We start from the raw sequence: 21,225 nt of genomic DNA on the forward strand, positions 1-21,225 counted from the left end.
TGCGGACAGAGATGGGAAACGAGTTCGCGAGCGTACGCACGGAGACGGGCAGCGAGTTCGCCGGCGTGCGCACGGAGATCCGGACGGTGCATGAGCGCATGGATCACCTCGATCGCGACGTGAACGCGATCTACCGTCATCTCTTCGGCATCGACCGCGGGTGACGCCGGGCACTGTCGAGATGGCGAGGGTCAGGCCGCGTATCTCCGGCACCACTCGTACATGATGACGGCCGCCGCGGCACTGGCGTTGATCGAGCGCGTCGAGCCGTACTGCGTGATCTCGATGTGGGCGGAAGCGGCGGCGAGCGCTTCGGCGGAGAGCCCCGGGCCCTCCTGGCCGAACAGCAGCACACAACGCTGCGGCAGGTCGGCCTTGTCGACGGGCACTGCGCCGTCGACGTTGTCGACCGCGATGATCGGAACCCCTTCGGCCGCGGCCCATGCGGCGAACGTGTCGACGTCTTCGTGATGCACGACGTGCTGGTAGCGGTCGGTGACCATCGCCCCGCGCTTGTTCCAGCGGCGGCGGCCGATGATGTGCACGGTGTCGGCGAGGAACGCGTTGGCGCTGCGCACGATCGACCCGATGTTCATGTCGTGCTGCCAGTTCTCGATCGCGACGTGGAACGGGTGTCGCTGGGTGTCGAGGTCGGCGACGATCGCGTCCATGCGCCAGTAGCGGTAGCGGTCGATCACGTTGCGGGTGTCGCCGGTGGCCAACAGCTCCCGGTCGTACTCCGCACCTTCGGGCCAGGCCTCCTCGCCGCCGGGCCAGGGCCCGACGCCGTAGCCGGGTTGAGCGATCGACCCGGTCCTCACCGCGTCGGCGGGGGCATCGGGGAGCGTGCTGTCCGGCCCGGCGTCTTCCATCCCGCCAGGCTATCGCCCTCGTATCCCCGTTCGAATCGCGCAACAGGCTCCCTCCGGGCGCGTATGCAGCGATTCACGCGATTCGAAGAATATTTAGGTACACCGAAAAATACGCTACGGTTTCGGTGTGCCTAAAAATTCCCCTGTCCCGATGACGACTGCTGCCACTCCCCCTGCCCGCGCCCCTCGCAGCCTGTGGTTGCTGGGCCCCGCCCTCGTGGCGGGCGTCGCCTATCTCGACCCCGGCAACGTCGCCAGCAACATGACCGCAGGAGCCCAGTACGGATACCTGCTGGTGTGGGTCGTGCTCGCTGGCAACGTGATGGCGTGGCTGATCCAGTACCTCTCAGCGAAGCTGGGCGTCGTCACCGGGCAGAGCCTTCCCGAGGTGCTGGGGGCGCGGCTGAAGCGTCCATGGGCACGCCGCGCATACTGGCTGCAGGCCGAGCTCGTCGCGATGGCCACCGACCTGGCCGAGGTCATCGGCGGCGCGGTCGCCCTGAACCTCCTGTTCGACGTGCCGCTGCTGCTCGGCGGCCTGATCACGGGTGCCGTCTCGATGATCCTGCTCACGGTGCAGAGCCGGCGCGGTGCCCGTCCGTTCGAGTTCGTGATCATCGGCCTCATGGCGATCATCACGATCGGATTCGTCGCGGGAGTGTTCGTCGCCCCGCCGGACCCGGCGGGGGTCATCGGCGGGATGGTCCCCCGTTTCGAGGACACGGGCTCGGTCCTGCTGGCCGCGTCGATCCTCGGCGCGACGATCATGCCGCATGCGATCTACGCGCACTCCTCACTCGCCCGCGATCGCTTCGGCGCCTCGACCTCTCACGCCGGCGACGAGGCGGTGCGCACCGAGACCTCGCGCATCCGCCGACTGCTCACCGCCACCCGATGGGATGTCTCCATCGCCATGGTGATCGCGGGATCCGTCAACCTCTGCATCCTGCTGCTCGCCGCCGCGAACCTCGCCGGCGTCGAGGGCACCGACTCGCTGGAGGGCGCACATGCCGCTCTCGCCGCCGGACTCGGACCGGTGGTGGCGACGTTCTTCGCCGTGGGACTGCTCGCCTCGGGACTGGCATCGACCTCGGTGGGCGCTTACGCGGGGGCGGAGATCATGCACGGACTGCTGCATGTGCGCATCCCGCTGCTCGCCCGGCGCCTCGTGACGCTGATCCCCGCGCTCGTGATCCTCGGCATCGGCTTCGACCCCACCCTCGCGCTGGTCCTCAGCCAGGTGGTGCTCTCCTTCGGCATCCCGTTCGCGCTGATCCCCCTGGTCGTGCTCACCGCGCAACGACGCACCCTGGGGGCCTGGGTCAACCGGCGATGGACGACGGCTGCGGGGGTCATCGCCTCCGTGTTGCTGATCGCGCTCAACGGCGCCCTGCTCTGGCTGGTGCTGACGGGAGCGTGAGCCCGGATAGGCTCGAAGCATGTCTGCCGAGAACGCCCGTCGCAACGTCCGCATCCTCACCTGGATCGGCTTCGCGACCGGCGTCATCGGCGGCCTGCTGATCGCGTTCCCGACGGTCATCGGGTTCGGCAGTCCGTGGGTGCAGCTCGCCTTGGGAGTCGCCACGCTCGTACTGGCCTTCCGGGCCCGCAAGATCGGCATGGCCGAGGTCGAGGGGTTCGACGGCCGACTCTCGCTGGCCGCCGCCCTCCTCGGATTCCTCGTGCTGTTCTTCGCCGGCCAGGCCGCGTTCGGCATCCTCGTCGCCGTCGCGAACTGACTCGTCACCATCGCGAACCGATTCGCCCCGTCTACGTCGTGACGAAACCCGTCACGAGGTAGAGCACGAACGACAACCCCGCGGCGATGCCCGCGTAGGGCAGGATCGCGAGCATGAGGTTGATCGGCTTGATGCCGATCGATCTCGACGCGAGGATGATGCCGTCGCCGTAGAGGCAGGTGGTGCTGCCCAACGCCGCCCCGGAGAACACCGCGGCGCCCGCGAGGATCGGATCGGCACCGAGCGCGAGCGCCAGCGGGAGCACGACCGGGGTGATCACCGCGGCGAGATCCCAGAACGACCCGGTCGCGTACGCATAGATGCCGCACACCGCGAACACGATCGCCGGCAGCAGCGCCGGGGTGAGCACGGGCTCGGTGACCTGGATCACGAACTCGGCCAGCTGCAGGGTGATGTTCATCTCCTGCACCATGAACGCGAGGACCGTCAGGATCATCACGAACAGCATGCTCTCGATGCCCTCGAGCGCGGCATCCAGCACCCCACGGATGCGAAGTCGGCGCTGCACGAGCACGATCACGATCGTCACGGCGAGAGACGCGGCGGTGCCGGCGACGACGTTGGCGTTCGTCGCGATCGTCACTCCGACGAGCACGGCCATGGCGATCAGGAAGCCCCACGGCTGCGGCTTGCGGTCGGTCTCGGTCGAGGTCGCGAGCGCCGTCGCGACACGCTGCGCGGTCGAGCCGTCGGGGTCGTCGGCCTTCAGCTCGGCCAGGAGCGCCGCGCCTTCGGCCCGTCGCTCGTCGTCGGTGGTGCCGACGGGGAAGACGTCGCCGTCCCGCTCCGCCCGGATCGCGTCACGCTTGATCGCGCCGAGCTTCGGAAGCCAGCCGATGCTCATGAGAAGCGCGACGGCGAGAGCCGCCCAGCCGAAGAAGATGAAGGGGATCGCCTGCAGGTAGGCACCGAACCCGGTGCCTCCGACCGTGACCCCCTGCGCCTCGAACAGTCCGGAGAAGAACAGCGCCCACGTCGAGACCGGGATCAGGACGGCGATCGGCGCGGCCGTCATCTTCATGATCGCGCCGAGCTGCGTGCGCGGCACCCGGTAGCGGTCGGTGACCTGCTTCATCGACGTGCCCGTGGTGAGCACGTTCAGGTAGTCGTCGACGAACAACACGACCGACAACAGGAACGTCAGCACCATCGACTTGCGGCGGGAGGTGACGAACCGCTCGGCCCAGTTCGCGAAGTCGGTCACGATGCCGGACTTCTCGAACAGCATCATCAGGATGCCGAACAGCGCGACGATCAGCAGCAGCCACTGCGCCGTCTCGTTGGAGAGGGCTTTTCCGGTGTATTCGACCCAGACGTCGAAGCCGCCCCAGCCGCCGAGGATCAGTGCCCCGGCGACGGTGCCGCAGAACAGGGCGAAGAGGGTGCGTCTGGTGGCGACCGCGACGATCAGGATCACCACGATCGGGAGGAGCGCGAGAGCGCCGAATTCAGGCATGGGAGTCACCTCAGTGTGAAGGGGGGTACGAATCCGAAGGGAGAGCGCGGGAAGGTGCGGGAGGGCGCGGTCGAGCCCGGGGTCAGGGCTCGGTGCCACCGACGACGGTCCCCTGCACGGGGAGTTCGGGGAGGTCGTCCGGGGAGACGTGCAGCGGGTTCTCCGCCCACACGGCGTAGTCGGCCCGGAACCCGGGGGCGATGCAGCCGAGGTCGGCATCTCCCTGGGCCCGGGCGGCGCCGACGGTGTATCCGTGCAGCGCCTGGTACGGGGTGAGCACCTGGTCGGGCTCGAAGACCGGGGCGTCGGGGTCGCCCGGGCGACGGCGCAGCATCGACCACGCGAGGCCGATGCGGGCATCGTTCTGCGCGATGGGCCAGTCCGACCCGAGGGCGAGGGGCGCCCCGGCCTCCCAGTAGTCGCGCACACGCCAGGCGCGAGCCGCACGCACGGGCCCGAGCCTGCTCGACCAGTCATCCGAGCCGTCGGCCTTGCGCCACTGCATGTGCAGGGGCTGCATCGAGGCGGTGATCCCGGCTGCGGCGATACGGGCCACGTCGCGGTCGGTCGTGGTCTCGAGGTGCTCGATGCGGTGCGGAGCTCCTGCGGCGCTGCGCACCCCGGCCGCGAGATAGGCGTCGACGACTTCCCCGACGGCCCGGTCGCCGATCGCGTGCGTCGCCACCTGGAATCCGGCCTCGGCGTATCTGCGCACGGTGCGGGCATAGGCGGCCGCGTCCTTCCAGAACGGCTCCAGGCCCGCGCCCGCGCTGTCGGGTTCGTGCAGCCAGGCGGTGCCGGTCTCGACCACGCCGTCGGCGTACAGCTTGACCACGCCCCCGCGCCACCGGTCACCACGGCGGTCGCGCATCGCGAGGTTCGCGGCGGTCCGATCCTCGTCGAAGCCGGGCTCGTGGTCGATGGCCGAGACGATGCGGATCGGCAGCCCCGGCCCCTGCTCCAGGGCGTCGAGCAGTGCGAGCGTGGCGAAGCCGCCATCCATGATCGTGCCGCCGGTGAGGCCGGAGTCGCGCAGGCCGCGCAGCAGATCATGGCCGACCGCGAGGGTCTGATCGCGGGTCAGTGCCGGGGCGCTCAGTCGCACGGGCTCATAGGCGCCGAGCTCGCGCAGTTCCCCGGTCGGGCGGCCGTCGGCATCGACGACGACGCAGGACGAGTCCTCGAACTCGCGTGCGCGGGTGATGCCCGCACGCTCGAGTCCGGCACGACTGGCGAGGGCGGTGTGGCCGTCGAACACGATCAACAGCGCGGGGAGTCCGCGCACCGCATCCTGGATCGCCTCCGCCGTCATGGGCAGCTCGTGGAACACGTCGTAGTCGAGGTTCCAGCCGCGCACCCACGGGTCGGCATCTTCGGCGAGCGCACGATCGGCCTCGGCGCGCAGCGCGGTCAGCAGCGCCGCGCCGGTGGTGAGACCGCCCAGGTCGATCCCGGCCGTCAGCTCGATCCCCTGGATCGGATGCAGGTGCGCGTCGATGAGGCCGGGGGTCACGGTCGCGCCGCCGAGGTCGCGCACGACGGTGCGGGGCCCGCGCAGCTCGCGGACCAGGGCGTCGTCACCCACGGCGAGGAAGCGACCGTCACGCACCGCGAAGGCGGTGGCATGCGGGCGGCGCGGGTCCATCGTCACCACGTGCGCGCCGGTGACAATGGTGTCGGCGTCGAAACCGGTCATGGCTGTACCTTCGTCGGTATTGGATCCTTCGGTATTGAAAGAGTTTCAATAAAATACCAGACGCCCGAGCAGAATCGAGCACGATGACGAAATCTCCGCGCAGCGTCGGCCGACCGTCGACCCGGGTGCTCACCGAGGAGCGCATCCTGAAGGCCGCGTTCGCCCTCAGCGCGCAGCGCACACCGCGCCAGTTCACGATGACCGCGCTCGCGGAATCCCTGGGCGTGCGCACCTCGGCGCTCTACCACCACTTCGCGAACCGCGACGCCGTGATCCGGGCCATGCGCGGGCAGGTCAGCCGCGCGCTCATCTCCCCCGTGCGGCACGAGATGTCCGTCGAGGAGGCACTGCTCACCTGGGCCCACAGCTACCGCGACGCCGCGATCGCCGCCCCCGAGGCCATGGTGATGCTGGCGACCTCACCGATCGATGCCGACGAGGGCTCGTTCGCCGACTACGAGCAGATCGCACGCCTGCTCGCGGACGACGGCTGGCCGACCGTCACCATCGTGGACGCCATCGTGGCGCTGGAGTCGTTCATCATCGGCTCCGCCCTGGATGCCCTCGCGCCCGCAGACAACATGGCCCCGGGTGCACTCGCGCCGGATTTCCCGACGTTCGCCGAGGCCGAGGCCGCCAGGGCGCAGCTCAGCACGGACCCCGCCCGCCGCACGTTCGAGATCGGGGTGCGGGCACTCATCCACGGACTCACCGCGTGGGCGCGCGACAGCACCACGTAGGCTGGACCGGTGGCATCCCCGGCAGCTGACGATTATCTGAAGACCGTCTACGCGCACACCGAGTGGCAGGACGCACCGATCACTCCCTCGGTGCTCGCCGCGAAGCTCGGCATCGCGCCGTCGTCCGTCACCGAGATGGTGAAGAAGCTCGCCGCCGCCGGCCTCGTCTCGCACGTACCCTACGGCGCGGTGCGGCTGACGGACACGGGCACGGCGCGCGCCCTCGCGATGGTGCGCCGACACCGCCTGATCGAGACCTGGCTGGTGCAGGAGTTCGACTACGGCTGGGACGAGGTGCACGACGAGGCCGAGGTGCTCGAGCACACCATCAGCGACCGACTGCTCGAAGGCATCGACGCGCGCCTGGGACGCCCCCGCTTCGATCCGCACGGCGACGCGATCCCCGACGCCGACGGTCGCATCGAGCGCGTACCGTTCGTGCTGCTCGCCGACGCGCCGGTCGGGCACACGGGACAGGTGCTGCGGGTCGACGACCGCGACCCCGAGCTGCTCCGAGCCCTCGAAGCACTCGGACTGGCGGTCGCGTCGACCGTGACGGTCACGGCATCCGGGGCCGAGATCGACGGCACGGAAGCGGCGTTGCCCGATGGCGCGGCCCAGGTGGTCTGGCTGAGCGCCTAGCCACCGCCGCAACACGGTCAGGTGCGCGTCGCCTGCGGCCTCTAGGCTGTGCACATGGCACAACGTGACGACATCGAATGCTGGCTGACCGACATGGACGGCGTGCTCGTCCATGAGAACGACGCCATCCCCGGAGCCTCCGAACTGCTCGCCGGCTGGGAGAGCGCAGGCATCCCGTACCTGGTGCTCACCAACAACTCGATCTTCACCGCGCGCGACCTGTCGGCACGCCTGCGCATCAGCGGGCTGCACGTGCCGGAGGAGCGCATCTGGACCTCGGCGCTCGCGACCGCCGACTTCCTGAAGCAGCAGCTCCCCGGCGGCTCGGCGTTCGTGATCGGCGAGGCGGGCATCCTCACCGCCCTGCACGATGCCGGCTTCATCATGACCGAGACGAACCCCGATTTCGTGGTCGTCGGCGAGACGCGCAACTACTCGTTCGAGGCGATCACCAAGGCCATCCGCCTCATCATCGGCGGCGCGCGCTTCATCGTCACGAACCCCGATGCCACGGGCCCGAGCACCGACGGACCGCTCCCCGCCACCGGAGCGATCGCCGCCCTCATCACCAAGGCCACCGGTAAGGAGCCGTACGTCGTCGGCAAGCCGAACCCGATGATGTTCCGTTCGGCGTTGAACAAGATCGGCGCGCACTCGAAGCGCACCGGCATGATCGGCGACCGCATGGACACCGACGTGGTCGCCGGCATCGAGGCGGGCCTGCACACGGTGCTGGTACTCACCGGCATCAGCGATCAGGCCGAGATCGAGAAGTACCCGTTCCGCCCCGACGAGATCGTGCAGTCGGTGGCCGACCTGCTGCCGCGGATCACCGAGACGATCACGACGGTGAAGACCAAGAAGTAGCCATGGGCGCGCTCGACGACGGCGAACGGCTCAGAGCGGCGGATGCCGCGGCCTGGCGTGCCTGGCTCGCGGAGAACCATGAGCGCACGGCGGGCGTCTGGCTGCTCAGCGTGCGCGGATCGTCCGACGGCGTCGGCTACGAGGACGCCGTGCGGCAGGCACTCTGCTTCGGATGGATCGACGGCCCGGTGCGCGTGTTCGACGACGGCACGGGCGACCGCGCCAACGGTCAGTGGTTCTCTCCTCGTCGTCCCGGCAGCGGCTGGGCAGCCACGAACAAGGCGCGCATCGCGGAGCTCGAGGCCGAGGGGCTGCTGGCTCCCGCCGGTATCCGTGTGCTCGAGGTGGCGAAGGCGAACGGCTCCTGGACGGTTCTCGACGGACCGGAGGCCGGGATCGAACCCGAGGAGCTCTCCGCCGCGCTCGATGCCGTCCCCGCCGCACGCGAGAACTGGGACGCGTTCCCGAAGTCGGTCAAGAAGTTCGGCCTCACGCACATCGCGATGGCCAAGCGCCCGGAGACCCGGTCCGCCCGCATCGCGAAGATCGTGGCGGATGCCGCGGAGGGGAAACGCCCATGAATCAGAACGACCTGCTGTTCCTCGTCGTCTTCCTCATCCTGCTCAGCTCGCTGACGGTGTTCATCGTGCAGTTCGTGCGCTCGCGCCGAGGACGCGGCGGCTCGGACGACGGGCGCGCCGGCTGGTGGGAAGGCCCCTGGGACGACGACGACCGCAGACGCTGAGCCCGCGGCCGCCGGAGAACCTCGCGGGATCGGAACTCTGTCAGGACGCCAGCGAAGCCCCGGGGATCGCGGCCAGCAGCTCGCGCGTGTACGGGTGCTGCGGAGCGTCGAAGATGCGCTCGGGCGTGCCGCTCTCGACCACGACACCGCGCTGCATGACGTGCACGTCGTCGGAGATCATCCGCACCACAGCGAGGTCATGGCTGATGAAGAGGTAGCTCAGGCCCAGGCGCTTCTGCAGGTCGGCGAGCAGGTCGAGGATCTGCGCCTGCACCAGCACGTCGAGCGCCGACACCGCCTCGTCGAGCACCACGAGCTCGGGTTCGAGCGCCAGGGCCCGGGCGATCGCCACACGCTGACGCTGTCCGCCCGAGAGCTCGTGCGGCAGGCGCTCGGCCATGGCGGCCGGCAGCGCGACCTGCTCCAACAGCTCGAGCACGCGCGCGTGACGCGAGGCCGTGGTGCCGATGCGGTGCACGCGCAGCGGCTCGGCGATCGACTGCTCGATCGTGTAGCGCGGGTCGAGCGAGGCATAGGGATTCTGGAACACCGGTTGCACACGACGACGCAGGGCGAACAGCTCCTTGCGGCGGAGCGTGGTGAGGTCGAGCCCGTCGAACAGGATCGAGCCGGACGTGGCGTCTTCGAGCCCGAGCACCATGTTCGCGGTGGTGGACTTGCCGGAGCCCGACTCTCCCACGATCGACACCGTGGTGCCGCGGCGGATCTCGAAGCTGACGCCGTCGACGGCCGTGAAGGTCTGCGGCTCCCCGGCCTTGGGCGCGCGGAGGGCGAACTCCTTGCGGAGGTTCCGGATCTCGACGAAGGGCGTGCCCGTGGCGGCCTCGCGCTGCGGCAGCGCATCCCGGCGCGAGGCGAGGCTCGGGGCCGCGGCGAGCAGCTGCCGGGTGTACTCGTGCTGCGGGGCGCCGAGCACCTGCGCCGAGGTGCCCTCCTCGACGACGCGGCCGCGGAACATCACGACGATGCGGTCGGCGCGCTCGGCGGCGAGGGCCAGGTCGTGCGTGATCAGGAACACCGCGGTGCCGAGCTCGTCGGTGAGCGTGTCGAGCTGGTCCAGGATGCGTCGCTGCACGGTCACATCGAGGGCGGAGGTGGGCTCGTCCGCGATCAGCAGGCGAGGCTTGCAGGCCAGACCCATCGCGATCAGCACGCGCTGGCGCATGCCGCCGGAGAACTCGTGCGGGTACTGGTGGGCGCGCTGCGCGGCATCCGCGATCCCCACCATCTCGAGCAGCTCGACGACCCGCGCCTTCGTGGCATCGCCGTGGGTGTGGCCGTGCACCTCGAGCGCCTCGCCGATCTGCTCGCCCACGCGCATGAGCGGATTGAGGTTCGACATCGGGTCCTGCGGCACGAGGCCGATCCCGGCGCCGCGCAGGGAGATCATCGCGTTCTCGGGCAGGTCGGTCAGCTCGCGCCCGTCGAAGCGGATGCTGCCGGCCGTGATCACCCCGTTCTCGGGGAGCAGACGGTTGACCGCAGCCGCGGTGGTCGACTTGCCCGACCCCGACTCGCCCACGATCGCGACCGTCTCACCGGCGGCGATGTCGATGTTCACGTCGCTGATCGCGGTGACCAGCTCGGAACCGGTCCGGAAGGCGACGGCGAGGCCGCTGATGCTCAGCACGGGCTCGGTGGTGCTCATGGTGTTCTCGTTCCTTCGTTTTCGCGGAGAGGTTCGTGGTCGTCGAGGAGTGCGGGAAGCGCGGCGCGCCACAGCAGATCGGTCGGTGCGGGTGTGACCGCGAACAGGCGGTTGGTCAGCAGCACGGCGGCTGCTCCCGTTCCCGGAACGAGCCCGAGGGCGCAGCCTGTGAATCCCGGGTGCCAGACCATGCGGGTCGGCCGCCCGGAGACGGCGATCGTCTCGCTGCGCCAGCCCAGCGCCTGCCCGGCATCCGGTCCGTCCCGGAACAGTTCGGCGACCGCATCCGGCCCCCACAGCTCCGGATGCCGCTCCGGAGCGGCGAGCGCCGCCCCCAGGGTCAGCAGGTCATCGACGGTGCTGAACAGCCCGGCGTGACCGGAGACGCCCCCGAACGCATGGAAGCAGTTGCCGTCGTTCGCGACGCCGGCGATCTCGCCTTCACGCCAGGCGAAGTCCTTATCGGCGGTGAGGATCGGATACGGCTCTCCGGTCGCGACCATGCGACGCTCGGCGGCGTCGCCCACGGCGGACGAGGCGACGGGGCGGTCGACGGGTCCGTACCCGGTGTGATCGAGGCCGAGGGGCGCGGTCACCAGTTCGCGCACCGCGGCATCCAGGGGCAGTCCGGTGACCGCCGCGACGATGCGGCCGAGGAGCATGAACCCGAGGTCGGAGTAATGACGACCTTCGTCGAGGCCGTAGCGCAGCGGGAGGGCGTCGGCGGCCGCAGCGGCATCACCGGCGTGCTCGCGGTCGAGGTAGAGCGGCTGCCACTCCCAGAGTCCTGCACGGTGCTGGAGCAGATGGCGCACGGTCGCGCCCGGGGCGCAGGCGGTGCCGGGCACGAAACGGTCGACCGGGTCGTCGAAGCCGAGGTCACCGCGGCTGACCAGTCGCAGGATCGCGGTCGTCGTCGCGGCGACCTTCGATACCGAGGCGATGTCGAAGGAAGTCGCGGTGGTCATCGGGGTTCCGGCCAGGTCAGCCAGACCACCCGCGGCGACGTCACGGCCGGCATCGGTCACGACACCGGCGACGGCGCCCCGCGGCGCGGCATCCGTCGCCAGAACAGCGGTGACGGCAACGGCGGCGGTCATGCGCGCACCTCCGAGCGGTCGACGAGGTCGACGAGGGTGTCGGGCCGGGTATCGGATGCGAGGGCGGTGATGCCCAGTCCGGTGCCCGATCCGGGTTCCAGCATGTCTCCGGACAGCGCCACGCCACCCACCACGGGCGAGCTCCGCAGCCAGAACGCGGCATCCAAGTCGTGCACGACACCGGGGGCGACGGCGGCGGCCAGGTGGGCGGCGGCCGTCACGCCGACGTGCGATTCCATCATGCAGCCGATCACCACGCCCAGACCCGCTGTGCGAGCGACCTCGGCCGCAGCGAAGGCCTCGGCCAGGCCGCCGGTCTTGGCGAGCTTGATGTTCACGAGGTCTGCGGCACCACGGTCGGCGACGACCCGGACATCCCGCGCCGTGCGCACCGACTCGTCGGCCATGATCGGCGTGCCGACGGCGGCCGTGACCGCGGCGAGCGCGTCGAGGTCGTGCGCCGCGACCGGCTGCTCGACGAGTTCGAGCCCGAGCCCCTCGTCTTCGGCGGCCCGGATCACCCGGATCGCGGTCTCGACATCCCAGGCCTGGTTGGCGTCGACGCGCAGCGTGATGCCAGGCCCGACCGCGGCACGCACGGCCCGGAGCCCGGCGATCGTGTCGTGCGCAGCGGACGCCTTGATCTTGAGGCATCCGAAGCCCGCGGCGACATGCTCCTCGGAAACGGCTGCCAGCGCGGACGGCTCGCCCGCGGACAGGGTCATGTCGGTGCGGATGCGCGCGGGCGCCGGTGCGCTCGTGAGGCTCTGCGCAAGCGGGAGTCCGCGCTGCTGGGCGGCGAGGTCGGCGACGGCGCACTCGACCGCGCTGCGGGCCGCGGCATTGCCCCACACTGCACGGGCGATGTCGGCGGCGATCCCGGGATCACCGACGTTCCGTCCGAGCACGACCTCGGCGAGGGGTCCTGCCACCACGGCGGCGACGCTCTGCGGACTCTCCCCCGTCACGCGCCAGCTCACGGCGGCTTCGCCGTATCCTCGACGACCGTCGACGTCGCTCACCTCGACGAGCACGACGTCGAGGTGCTCCGTCTGCCGCACCGCCGTGACGAACGGACGCACCAGGGGCGACGGGACGCGGAGCACGCGGATGCCCTTCACGGCGCTCATCTCAGGACTCCGCTCATCTCAGGACTCCACTCATGCCCACTCCTTGCGCATGCGCTGTTCGGGCTCACCGAACTCCGGCTGCGTGCGGGTGGCGCCGTCGGGGTGCCAGCCCTTCGCCTCGTAGAAGCCGATCGACGGCGCGTTCGCCGCGAACACCCACAGCGTTGCGGCCTCGGCGCCGGCGTCCCGCAGGTCTGCGGTCGCCTGCGCCAGCAGCGCACCGCCGATCCCACCGCCATGGGCGCGTGGCGAGACGTACAGGGAGTGCACGGCCCCGTCGATCCGCCCGTCGTCGGCAGTGGTCGCGGCGTACCGGGTGATCCCGACGATCCCGCCGTCGCGCACGGCCACGAGCACGACGCCGACCGGTTCGGCGAGCACCCGGCGCCACAGGGCCTCGGCACGCTCATCCGTCATCGCGTCGATCCCCGCGTGGGGGAGAACACCCCGGTAGCTCTCCCGCCAGCACGCGAGGAACACCTCGAGCACCCCGGACAGGTCGTCCGGGGTGGCGGGGCGCACCTGGAGGCTCACGATGCCGCGGCCTCCGTGAGCACGAGGGAGTCGATGGAGGCGACGGGTTCGGGCATCTGCAGCGGTCCGACACCGGGCGTGATGGTGCCGAGGATGCGCGGCTCGCGCGCTCCGGTGCCGCCGGGGACGATCGCGGGGACGCCGTGCATCGTGGACCAGCCGATGAGAGCGAGGAGGATCGCCTCCTTGCTGTCGGCCGCGGCGCCCAGCTCGTCGGCCAGCACGACCTCGGTGTCCGGCAGCGCGGCGCGTAGTCCGTCGAGGATCAGCGGGTTGCGGCATCCGCCGCCCGACACGGCGAGGAACCCGATGCCGGCGGCCTCCACGTCGCGCGCGACCGTGCGGACCGTGAGCTCGGTCAGGGTGCGCACCACATCGGCGACCGGGATCTCCCGGTTCTGCGCGGCGAGGTGCTCGTGCACGTAGCCGAGGTGGAAGTGCTCCTTGCCCGTGCTCTTGGGCGGGGTGAGAGCGTAGTACGGGTCGTCGAGCAGAGCAGCCAGCAGCGCCTCGTCGACCTGACCGGTGCGGGCGATCGCGGCGTCATCGTCGTAGCCGAGCGGGTTGAGGTCGTGCTCGACGATGACCGCGTCGACCAGTGCGTTCGCGGGGCCGATGTCGTACGCGACCAGGCCGTCCTGCCGCACCACGGTCATGTTCGAGATGCCGCCCAGGTTGAGGGCTGCAGAGACCCCGGCGCGCGAACGCAGCAGCAGCTCGTCGAGGAACGACACCAGCGGGGCACCGTGGCCGCCGACCGTGATGTCGCGGATGCGGATGTCGGAGACCACGGGGGCGCCGACCTTCTCGGCGATCCAGGCCGGCTGCCCGATCTGCAGGGTGCCCAGCGCGTGCGCGCCGTCGACCCAGTGGTAGACGGTCTGCCCGTGCGAGCACACGGCATCGACACCGCCGACCTCTGCCGCGATGTCGGCCGCGACCGCGGCGAACGCCTGCCCGATGAGGGTGTCGAGCTCCGCCACCTCGGCGAGCGTGGTCTGCGCCGGTGGCAGCGCAGCGATCAGGCGCGCCCGCAGCTCGGGGGCGTAGGGCACGCTCGTCGCCGCCAGCACCGTGCCGTGCAGATCCACGCCGTGGGCGGTGAAGCCGCCACTGGTCGTGAAGTCGACGACGGCGGCATCGATCCCGTCGTGCGAGGTGCCGGAGATCAGTCCGAGGACGCGCATCAGTTCTCCTCCAGTGCGGTACGCAGCCGACCGTCGGCCGCGTCCAGTCGTGCGGTGGCCGCGGCGAGGTCCTCGCCGCGGCGGATCATGATCGACGCGAGCTTCACGTCGTATGAGGTCGCCTCCAGTGCCGCCTTCGCCGCGCCCCGATCGACATCCGCGATGGTCTGCACCATTCGGATCGCCCGCTCGCGGAGCTTGTGGTTGGTGGCCTTCACGTCCACCATCAGGTTGCCGTAGGCCTTGCCGTTCCGCACCATCGAGATGGTCGAGAACATGTTGAGCACGAGCTTCTGGGCCGTACCCGACTTGAGCCGCGTGGAGCCGGAGAGCACCTCGGGGCCGACCTCGACCTCGATCCCGTGCTCCGCCGCCGCGCTCAGGGCGGTCCCGACGTTGCAGGAGAGACCGATGCTGAGGGCACCGCGTTCGCGCGCCCGACGGACGGCGGCGATCACGTAGGGCGTGCGTCCGCTCGAGGCGATCCCGATCACGGTGTCGAGCGGACCGATGCCCGCGGCATCGATGGCCGCTGCGCCCGCTTCCGCGTCGTCCTCTGCTCCCTCGACGGGGTTCACGATCGCGCCCGGCCCTCCGGCCATGATCGCGAACACCAGCTCGGGCGGAGTGCTGAAGGTGGGCGGGCACTCCGAGGCGTCGAGCACGCCGATGCGGCCGGGGGTGCCCGCGCCGACGTAGACCAGGCGTCCGCCCTGCGCCATGCGATCGGCCGTCGCCTCGATCGCGGGCACGATCTGCGGGAGGGCGCGCTGCACCGCGGCGGGCACCGTGGCATCCGCCTCGTTCATGGTCTGCGCGAGTTCGGCGACGCTCATGAGGTCGAGCTCCGCATAGCGGGGATCGCTGGCCTCCGTGGCCAGTCCGCCGAGATCCTCCATGGTCATCGCTTTCCTCTGTTCCGGGGATCGAGGCTGTCGCGCAGCCCGTCGCCGAGCAGGTTCAGTCCGACGACGAGCAGCACCACGATCACGCCGGGCGCGATCATGGTCCACGGGGCGATCGTGACGAGCGTGCGCGCCTCGAAGATCATCGAGCCGAGCGAGGGTGCGGGCGGCGGCGTGCCGAGTCCGAGGAAGCTCAGCGAGGCCTCGGTGAGCACAGCCCACGAGAGCGAGAGCGTGACCTGCACGATGATGATCGACGTGATGTTCGGCAGCACGTGGCGGAACATGGTCGCCATGCGGCTCTGGCCGGTGCTCTTGGCGGCCTTGACGTACTCGACCTCGCGCAGCGACAGCACGGGCCCGCGGGTGACGCGGATGAAGATCGGCACGTAGACGATCGCGATGGCCACGGCGATGGTGAACCAGTTGCGCTCGAACACCGAAGCCAGCGAGAGCGCGAGCAGCAGCGGTGGGAAGGCGAACAGCACGTTCGTGACCGCGGTGATCGCCCCGTCGGAGAAGCCGCGGTAGAACCCGGCGATGAGTCCGCAGACGGTGCCGACCACGGTCGCAAAGGCCACGGCGACGACCGAGATCAACGCCGAGTTGGCGACGCCGGCGGCGACGCGGGAGAACACGTCGCGCCCGAACTGATCGGTGCCGAACCAGTGCACGGCCGACGGCGGCTGCAGGCGGGACGGCGGGTCCTGCGCGAGCGGGTCGAAGGGCAGCAGGCCGAACGCCGAGACGAGGCTGAGCGCGGCGAGCAGGACCACGATGATGAGGCCGGTGAGTCCGCTGCGGCTGCGCAGCAGGAGACGCACGCGCTCCATGGTGCGCCCGCCGCCGGGGGCGAGGGCCGGGGTCTGAGAGATGTCGGTCATGCGGCACGCACCCGAGGATCGATGACCCGGTACAGCAGGTCGGTGAGCAGGTTGACGATGACGAAGGCGAGCGCGATCACGAGCACGGTGCTCTGCACGAGCGCGTACTCCTTCTGCTGGATGCCGAGCAGCACCTGGCGTCCGATGCCGGGGAGCGAGAAGATCTGCTCGACCACGACGGCACCGCCGAGGAGGTAGCCGAACTGCAGGCCGGTCATCGTGACGATGGGCACGAGAGCGTTGCCGAGCACGTGGCGCACCTGCAGGCGACGCGGAGGGACGCCCTTCGCCCTGGCGGTGCGGATGAAGTCGTTGGAGCGGATCTCGAGCACGGCCGTGCGGGTGGTGCGCATGATCGGTGCGGCGATGCCGAAGCCGAGCACGATCGAGGGCAGCAGCATCTGCTGGAGATTCAGCAGCGGATCCTCGAACAGCGTGGCGTAGGCCTGGCCGTTCGGGTTGAAGCCGAACGACGAGGCGAGGATCGCCAGGAGTGCCGTGCCGAGCAGGAACGCGGGGATGGAGAGACCGGCGAGGCCGACGACCTGTCCGACGCCGTCGCGGAACGAGTCGGGCTTCGAGGCGGAGAGCATGCCGAGCGGGATGCCGATGGCCAGCGCGATCACGATCGAGAAGATCGCCAGCTCGAACGTCACGGGGAGGGCGGCGGCGGTGAGGTCGAGGACGCTCGTCTGCGCCCGGGACGAGAAGCCGAGGTTGCCGGTGAAGATGTTGCCCAGCCACGAGAAGAACTGCACGACGAGCGGCTGGTCGAGGCCGTAGTAGGACTCGAGGGCGGCGCGCTGCGAGGGCGTGAGAGCGGCCGCCTCGGTGCCGAGGCCGGAGCTGATCTGGTCGCCGGGGATGGCGCGCAGCATCAGGAAGACGAAGATGGCGACGCCGAGGAGCGTGCCGAGGGCTGCGAGGATGCGTCGCAGCACGCTGTTGCGGAGGAGCTGTCTGAACATGCGCGTGTGTGGGTGCCTGTCGTCGGGGAGGGAGGGGGCGCGGGGTGGCCGCGCCCCCTCGATCCGCTACTTGATGGAGGTGGTCCGCAGGTACTGCAGCGAGCCGTTCACCATCGGGACGAAGCCGTCGACGGTCGACGCGGTCGCCGTGTAGGTGTAGCTCGTGAACAGCCAGATCCACGCGGCGTTGTCCTCGAGGTTCTCCGAGACCTGCGCGTAGATGTCCTTCCGCTTGTCCGGGTCGGCCGTCTGGCGGCCCTCGGCGAACAGTGCGTCGAGCTCGGGCGAGGAGTAGCCGGCGACCTTGTTCAGGTTTCCGGTGCTCGTGAAGTACCGGCCGTACATGCCGTCGGGGTCGGGGCGACCGCCGTTGAGCGCGACCGCCGCGTCGAAGTCGGCCGCGATCCAGCGGTCGACGAACGCGCCCGACTCGAGCACCTCGAGGTCGAGCGTGATGTTCGCGTCCGCCAGCTGGGCCTTGAGGTTCTGCGCCTCGTTGACCGAGGTGGCGTACTCCCCCTGCGAGACGATCGTCTTGATGGTGACGCCGTCTTCCTTGCCCGCCTTCTTCAGGTACTCGGCGGCCTTGTCGAGGTCGCGCTCGGGGCACGGACGGGCATCCGGGTCGGACTTGTACGCGGGCGAAGTGATCGGGCCGGTGACCTCGCCCTCGCCGAGCGCAGCGGTGTCGAGCACCTCCTGACGGTCGATCGCGCACTGGATCGCGAGGCGCACGTTGACGTCGGTGAGGTCGCCGCGCGTGGCGTTCAGCTGCAGCGCGTGGTAGCTCAGCTGCGGGGTCGTGGCGACCTCCACATTGGCACCCTCGGCGGTCTGCGCGACCAGCGGGTCGTCGAACACGGCCAGCTGCACGTTGCCGGACTGCATCGCCGAGACGATCGACGACTCGTCGGGGATCACGCGGAACTCGACCGTGTCGAGCAGCGCGGTGTCTCCCCAGTAGTCCTCGTTCTTGGCGAGCGTGATCGACTGGCTCGCCTTGCGGTCGTCGAGGATGAAGGGGCCGGTGCCGTTCGGCGTGGTGTTCAGCCCCTCTTCGGTGTCGTCCGAGGACAGCATCGCCATGTTGATGACGGCGAGGTTCGCGGGGAGCGCGGCGTCGGGAGCGCTGAGGGTGAGGGTGACGGTCTTCTCGTCCGTGGCCTCGACCGCGGTGACCGAGGCGAGGGAGCTGCGCGCGACGGCGGCCGTGGCCTCGGCCGCGATCGCGTCGAGCGAGTACTTGACGTCTTCCGAACCGAAGGTGCTCCCGTCGGCGAACGTGACGCCCTCGCGCAGGTGGAAGGTCAGGGTGAGGCCGTCTTCGGAGACGTCCCACGACTCGGCGAGGCCGGGGACCACGTTGAGGTCCTCGTCGAACTCGGTCAGCGTGCCGTACAGGTTCTGCAGCACATTGACGGCCTGGAACTGGGTGGCCTTCCAGGGGAACAGGGTGTCCGGGTCGCTGGTGACGCCGATGACGAGGTCGCCGCCCGCCGCGCCCTCGGAGGGCTTCGGGTCGGATGCGGGTGCGGAACACCCGGTGATGACGAGGGCGAAGGCGAGGCCCGTCGCCGTGAGAGCGCCGAGTGACGCCCAGCGTGCTGTGCTCATTGCTGGATCCTCCTGAATGTGACGCGCCGCCGTGGCGTCGGGTCAGGCGCTGTTGCCTGCCGCCCCGTGAACGTCGTCGGTCGTGGTTGGTACCAAAAGTACACGAAGGTCACTACAGATGTAACAGAAGTTCCTCTACTGTTATGAACAGTGATCGGAGACCCCATGCCTCATGAAGCCGCCCGCGACGATGCCGGCGCACACCCCGTCCTCGTCCGCATGCGCGCGATCCGCCCCGAACTGCGTCCGAGTGAACAGCGCATCGCCGATCTGTTCCTCGCCGACCCTGCGGGCACCGCCGGCCTCTCCGTCGCCGAGCTCGCCCAGCGCTGCGACACCTCGACCACCTCGGTCGTGCGCTTCTGCAAACGCCTCGGATACGAGCACGTGCGCGAGCTGCGCAACCACGTGCTGCGCGACGTCGAGCGCGAGACCTTCGACACGGCCGCGCTCCCCGCCGTCTCCGGCGACATCGACCGCAACGACACCCTGACCGACATCGTCGCGAAGGTGTCGCTCGCCGAGACGCTCTCCCTCGCCGACACCGCCAAGGTGCTCGACACCGACTCGCTGCGGGCCTCGGTCGACGCCATCACCTCGTCGACCAGGGTCGACATCTTCGGTGTGGGCGCGAGCTCCATCGTCGGACTCGACCTGCAGCGCAAGCTCACCCGTATCGGACGCACGGCGCTGGAGTGGTCGGACCCGCACGCGGCATGGACCTCGGCGGCGACGCTCGGCCCCGGCAATGTCGCGATCGCGGTGTCGCACACCGGCGCCACCACCGACACGATCGAGTTCCTGCTCCTCGCCCGGCAGGCCGGGGCGACCACCATCGCGATCACGAACCATGCCGGCGCCCCGCTGGCCGATCAGGCCGACATCGTGTTGACGACGGCCGCCCGCGAGACCGGCTTCCGCTCCGGCGCCCTGGGCAGCCGCATCGCCCAGCTCATGGTCGTCGACTGCATCTTCATCGGCGTCGCCCAATCGAACTACGACCGCTCGATGGAGGCGCTGCGCGACACGTTCGCCGCCGTGCACCGCGTGCGGACGGCAGGGGCGTGACCGACAGCATCCGGCGCACGCGGGCGGGGCTGTTCACTGCATTCGCGGGTCTCGGCGTCACGGCCGCCTTCGTTCCCGCGATCCTCCCCTCGGCAGAGCGCACGATCGGCGGCGACCTCAGCACCGCCGTGCCCGCACTGTTCGCCGGACTCCTGGTCGGGGTGCTGATGTCGGGGCCGCTACTGGTGCGTCGGCCGCCGCGCACCGCGTTGATCCTCGGCAGCGCGCTCCAGACCGCCGCGATCGTCGCCGTGGCCCTGGCCGGCACACCCGCCGTGTTCATCGCCGCAGCCGCCGTCGCCGGGTCCGGGTTCGGGTTGGTCGAGGCCTCCGGGTCGGTCGCCGCGAAGTCCCTGTCGGTCGGCAGCGCGACGGGTCTGCTCAGCGCACTGCTCGGCACAGTGGCCGTCTGCGCCGCCGTCACCCCGCTGATCGTCGCCGCCGGCTCGGGTGTGCGTGCGACGCTCGGCATCCTGGCGGTCGTTCCGCTGCTCACGATCGCGATGCTCACGGGGTCGGTGTCACCGGATGCCCGCACCGCGGCTCCCGCGCGCCGCGACGTCCGCGGGCTGCTCGTGCTCCTGCCGTTCGCCGTCGCCCTCCCCCTCTACGTCGGCGTCGAGACCGTGCTCTCCGGCTGGTCGGCCGTGATCCCCGAGCGGATCCTCGGGGTCGACCCAGGCCTCGCCGCGCTGGGGACCTCGGCGTTCTGGACGCTGATGGCCGTCGGTCGCTTCGGCGCGGCGGCCCTGCGCCGTCTCTCCGTGTCGCCGATCGCGATCCTCATCACCGCCACGAGCACGGCGGCGATCCTGATGGCCACGGCGGGGCTGCTGGTGGGGCCCGCTCCCGTGGGGGCACTCGTCGCGCTGGGCGCGGTGGTCGTGCTCCTCGCCCCGAGCTACGGGCTCATCCTGGGCCTGGCGCTCGACCACCTCGACCCCGCTCGCAGCGCCGCGGTGACAGGCGCCCTCGTCGCGTGCGGAGCCGTTGGCGGCACCTTCGTGCCCGCGCTGATCCTCCTGATCGGTCGGGACCCGGCATCGAGCACCACGTTCCTCGTGTCGGCCGCCCTGTGCACACTCGTGCCTGTGCTGGTGCTGATCGCCGGGCGGTCGCGGCAACGGGCCTCCGCGACGAGCTGACGCCTCCTGCACACCCCACGCTTCTCGGAACCTCTTCACAGATGCCGGAATACCGGCGCGCACCGGGCTGACCGCGGCGTAACCTCGCTGACACGCCCATCCGCAACAACCCCATCCGCAGGAGAGGAGAGCGCACGTGTCCCCCGAGGTCCTCGCGATCGTCCTCAGCGCCATCGGCATCGTGTTGACGATCACCACGGGCCTCTTCACCGCCGGCGCCTGGATGATCCGCCGCATCGATGA

21 protein-coding genes are annotated in these 21,225 nt (G+C 70.2%); 9 read left to right on the plus strand and 12 right to left on the minus strand.

Annotation, left to right across the window (positions count from 1 at the left end; translation table 11 throughout):
- Nucleotides 1–191 precede the first annotated feature (191 nt).
- Nucleotides 192–872 (minus strand): TrmH family RNA methyltransferase, encoded by a 681-nt coding sequence (locus GZ64_RS0110065; protein WP_029266324.1) that lies wholly within the window; start codon nucleotides 870–872, stop codon nucleotides 192–194.
- A gap of 151 nt (nucleotides 873–1,023) precedes the next feature.
- Here GZ64_RS0110065 and GZ64_RS0110070 point away from each other — a divergent pair, with 151 nt between their 5' ends.
- Nucleotides 1,024–2,292 (plus strand): Nramp family divalent metal transporter, encoded by a 1,269-nt coding sequence (locus tag GZ64_RS0110070; RefSeq protein ID WP_029266326.1) that lies wholly within the window; start codon nucleotides 1,024–1,026, stop codon nucleotides 2,290–2,292.
- A 19-nt stretch (nucleotides 2,293–2,311) separates the two neighbouring features.
- Nucleotides 2,312–2,611, plus strand: a complete 300-nt coding sequence (locus tag GZ64_RS0110075) for a hypothetical protein (RefSeq protein ID WP_029259448.1) — start codon at nucleotides 2,312–2,314, stop codon at nucleotides 2,609–2,611.
- Between the two features lie 31 nt (nucleotides 2,612–2,642).
- Here GZ64_RS0110075 and GZ64_RS0110080 read toward each other — a convergent pair whose 3' ends face one another.
- On the minus strand, nucleotides 2,643–4,088 hold the full coding sequence (locus GZ64_RS0110080; protein WP_029266328.1) for a Na+/H+ antiporter NhaC family protein: 1,446 nt from the start codon (nucleotides 4,086–4,088) through the stop codon (nucleotides 2,643–2,645).
- A gap of 82 nt (nucleotides 4,089–4,170) precedes the next feature.
- Entirely contained in the window at nucleotides 4,171–5,784 is a 1,614-nt protein-coding gene (locus GZ64_RS0110085; protein ID WP_029266330.1) for an amidohydrolase, read from the minus strand.
- A gap of 83 nt (nucleotides 5,785–5,867) precedes the next feature.
- Here GZ64_RS0110085 and GZ64_RS0110090 point away from each other — a divergent pair, with 83 nt between their 5' ends.
- Genes GZ64_RS0110090 through GZ64_RS20030 form a run of 5 tightly spaced genes read left to right on the plus strand, consistent with a single transcriptional unit; the run spans nucleotide 5,868 to nucleotide 8,778 of the window.
- A complete protein-coding gene (locus GZ64_RS0110090) occupies nucleotides 5,868–6,524 on the plus strand; it encodes a TetR/AcrR family transcriptional regulator (protein ID WP_021198235.1) in 657 nt (218 codons plus the stop codon).
- A gap of 9 nt (nucleotides 6,525–6,533) precedes the next feature.
- Entirely contained in the window at nucleotides 6,534–7,166 is a 633-nt protein-coding gene (locus GZ64_RS0110095; RefSeq protein WP_029259444.1) for a metal-dependent transcriptional regulator, read from the plus strand.
- Nucleotides 7,167–7,220: 54 nt separating this feature from the next.
- Nucleotides 7,221–8,033: an HAD-IIA family hydrolase gene (locus GZ64_RS0110100; protein WP_021198233.1), complete on the plus strand. Its 813-nt coding sequence runs from the start codon at nucleotides 7,221–7,223 to the stop codon at nucleotides 8,031–8,033.
- Nucleotides 8,034–8,035: 2 nt separating this feature from the next.
- Nucleotides 8,036–8,614 carry a YdeI/OmpD-associated family protein gene (locus GZ64_RS0110105; RefSeq protein WP_029266332.1) on the plus strand — a complete coding sequence of 193 codons (579 nt, stop codon included), beginning with the start codon at nucleotides 8,036–8,038 and terminating at the stop codon, nucleotides 8,612–8,614.
- A complete protein-coding gene (locus GZ64_RS20030) occupies nucleotides 8,611–8,778 on the plus strand; it encodes a hypothetical protein (protein ID WP_021198231.1) in 168 nt (55 codons plus the stop codon). Before GZ64_RS0110105 ends, GZ64_RS20030 begins: the two co-directional genes overlap by 4 nt.
- Nucleotides 8,779–8,818: 40 nt before the next feature.
- Here the strand turns inward: GZ64_RS20030 and GZ64_RS0110115 are convergent, their stop codons facing one another.
- The 9 genes from GZ64_RS0110115 to GZ64_RS0110155 form a co-directional block, all read right to left on the minus strand.
- Complete coding sequence (locus tag GZ64_RS0110115; RefSeq protein ID WP_029266335.1) at nucleotides 8,819–10,447, minus strand: ABC transporter ATP-binding protein; 1,629 nt, start codon at nucleotides 10,445–10,447, stop codon at nucleotides 8,819–8,821.
- Entirely contained in the window at nucleotides 10,444–11,547 is a 1,104-nt protein-coding gene (locus GZ64_RS0110120) for a serine hydrolase domain-containing protein (protein WP_051667948.1), read from the minus strand. Before GZ64_RS0110120 ends, GZ64_RS0110115 begins: the two co-directional genes overlap by 4 nt.
- The gene (locus tag GZ64_RS0110125; RefSeq protein WP_051667950.1) at nucleotides 11,544–12,677 is read right to left on the minus strand and encodes a dipeptide epimerase; all 1,134 of its coding nucleotides are present in this window, start codon (nucleotides 12,675–12,677) and stop codon (nucleotides 11,544–11,546) included. Before GZ64_RS0110125 ends, GZ64_RS0110120 begins: the two co-directional genes overlap by 4 nt.
- Before the next feature lie 30 nt (nucleotides 12,678–12,707).
- Complete coding sequence (locus GZ64_RS20035) at nucleotides 12,708–13,211, minus strand: GNAT family N-acetyltransferase (protein ID WP_051667952.1); 504 nt, start codon at nucleotides 13,209–13,211, stop codon at nucleotides 12,708–12,710.
- The gene (locus GZ64_RS19870) at nucleotides 13,208–14,398 is read right to left on the minus strand and encodes an anhydro-N-acetylmuramic acid kinase (protein WP_029259438.1); all 1,191 of its coding nucleotides are present in this window, start codon (nucleotides 14,396–14,398) and stop codon (nucleotides 13,208–13,210) included. Before GZ64_RS19870 ends, GZ64_RS20035 begins: the two co-directional genes overlap by 4 nt.
- Nucleotides 14,398–15,303 (minus strand): N-acetylmuramic acid 6-phosphate etherase, encoded by a 906-nt coding sequence (murQ, locus tag GZ64_RS0110140; RefSeq protein WP_021198225.1) that lies wholly within the window; start codon nucleotides 15,301–15,303, stop codon nucleotides 14,398–14,400. The genes GZ64_RS19870 and murQ overlap by 1 nt, the downstream gene beginning before the upstream one ends.
- Complete coding sequence (locus GZ64_RS0110145) at nucleotides 15,300–16,187, minus strand: ABC transporter permease (RefSeq protein ID WP_029266343.1); 888 nt, start codon at nucleotides 16,185–16,187, stop codon at nucleotides 15,300–15,302. Before GZ64_RS0110145 ends, murQ begins: the two co-directional genes overlap by 4 nt.
- Nucleotides 16,184–17,155 (minus strand): ABC transporter permease, encoded by a 972-nt coding sequence (locus GZ64_RS0110150; RefSeq protein WP_021198223.1) that lies wholly within the window; start codon nucleotides 17,153–17,155, stop codon nucleotides 16,184–16,186. The genes GZ64_RS0110145 and GZ64_RS0110150 overlap by 4 nt, the downstream gene beginning before the upstream one ends.
- A gap of 66 nt (nucleotides 17,156–17,221) precedes the next feature.
- Nucleotides 17,222–18,769 carry an ABC transporter substrate-binding protein gene (locus GZ64_RS0110155; protein WP_021198222.1) on the minus strand — a complete coding sequence of 516 codons (1,548 nt, stop codon included), beginning with the start codon at nucleotides 18,767–18,769 and terminating at the stop codon, nucleotides 17,222–17,224.
- Nucleotides 18,770–18,934: 165 nt separating this feature from the next.
- Here GZ64_RS0110155 and GZ64_RS0110160 point away from each other — a divergent pair, with 165 nt between their 5' ends.
- Both GZ64_RS0110160 and GZ64_RS0110165 read left to right on the plus strand, forming a co-directional pair.
- Entirely contained in the window at nucleotides 18,935–19,837 is a 903-nt protein-coding gene (locus GZ64_RS0110160; protein ID WP_029266345.1) for a MurR/RpiR family transcriptional regulator, read from the plus strand.
- Nucleotides 19,834–20,982, plus strand: a complete 1,149-nt coding sequence (locus tag GZ64_RS0110165; protein WP_029266347.1) for an MFS transporter — start codon at nucleotides 19,834–19,836, stop codon at nucleotides 20,980–20,982. Before GZ64_RS0110160 ends, GZ64_RS0110165 begins: the two co-directional genes overlap by 4 nt.
- Nucleotides 20,983–21,225 lie beyond the last annotated feature (243 nt).

Source organism: Microbacterium sp. Cr-K32, assembly GCF_000708345.1.
Lineage (GTDB): Bacteria > Actinomycetota > Actinomycetes > Actinomycetales > Microbacteriaceae > Microbacterium > Microbacterium maritypicum_A.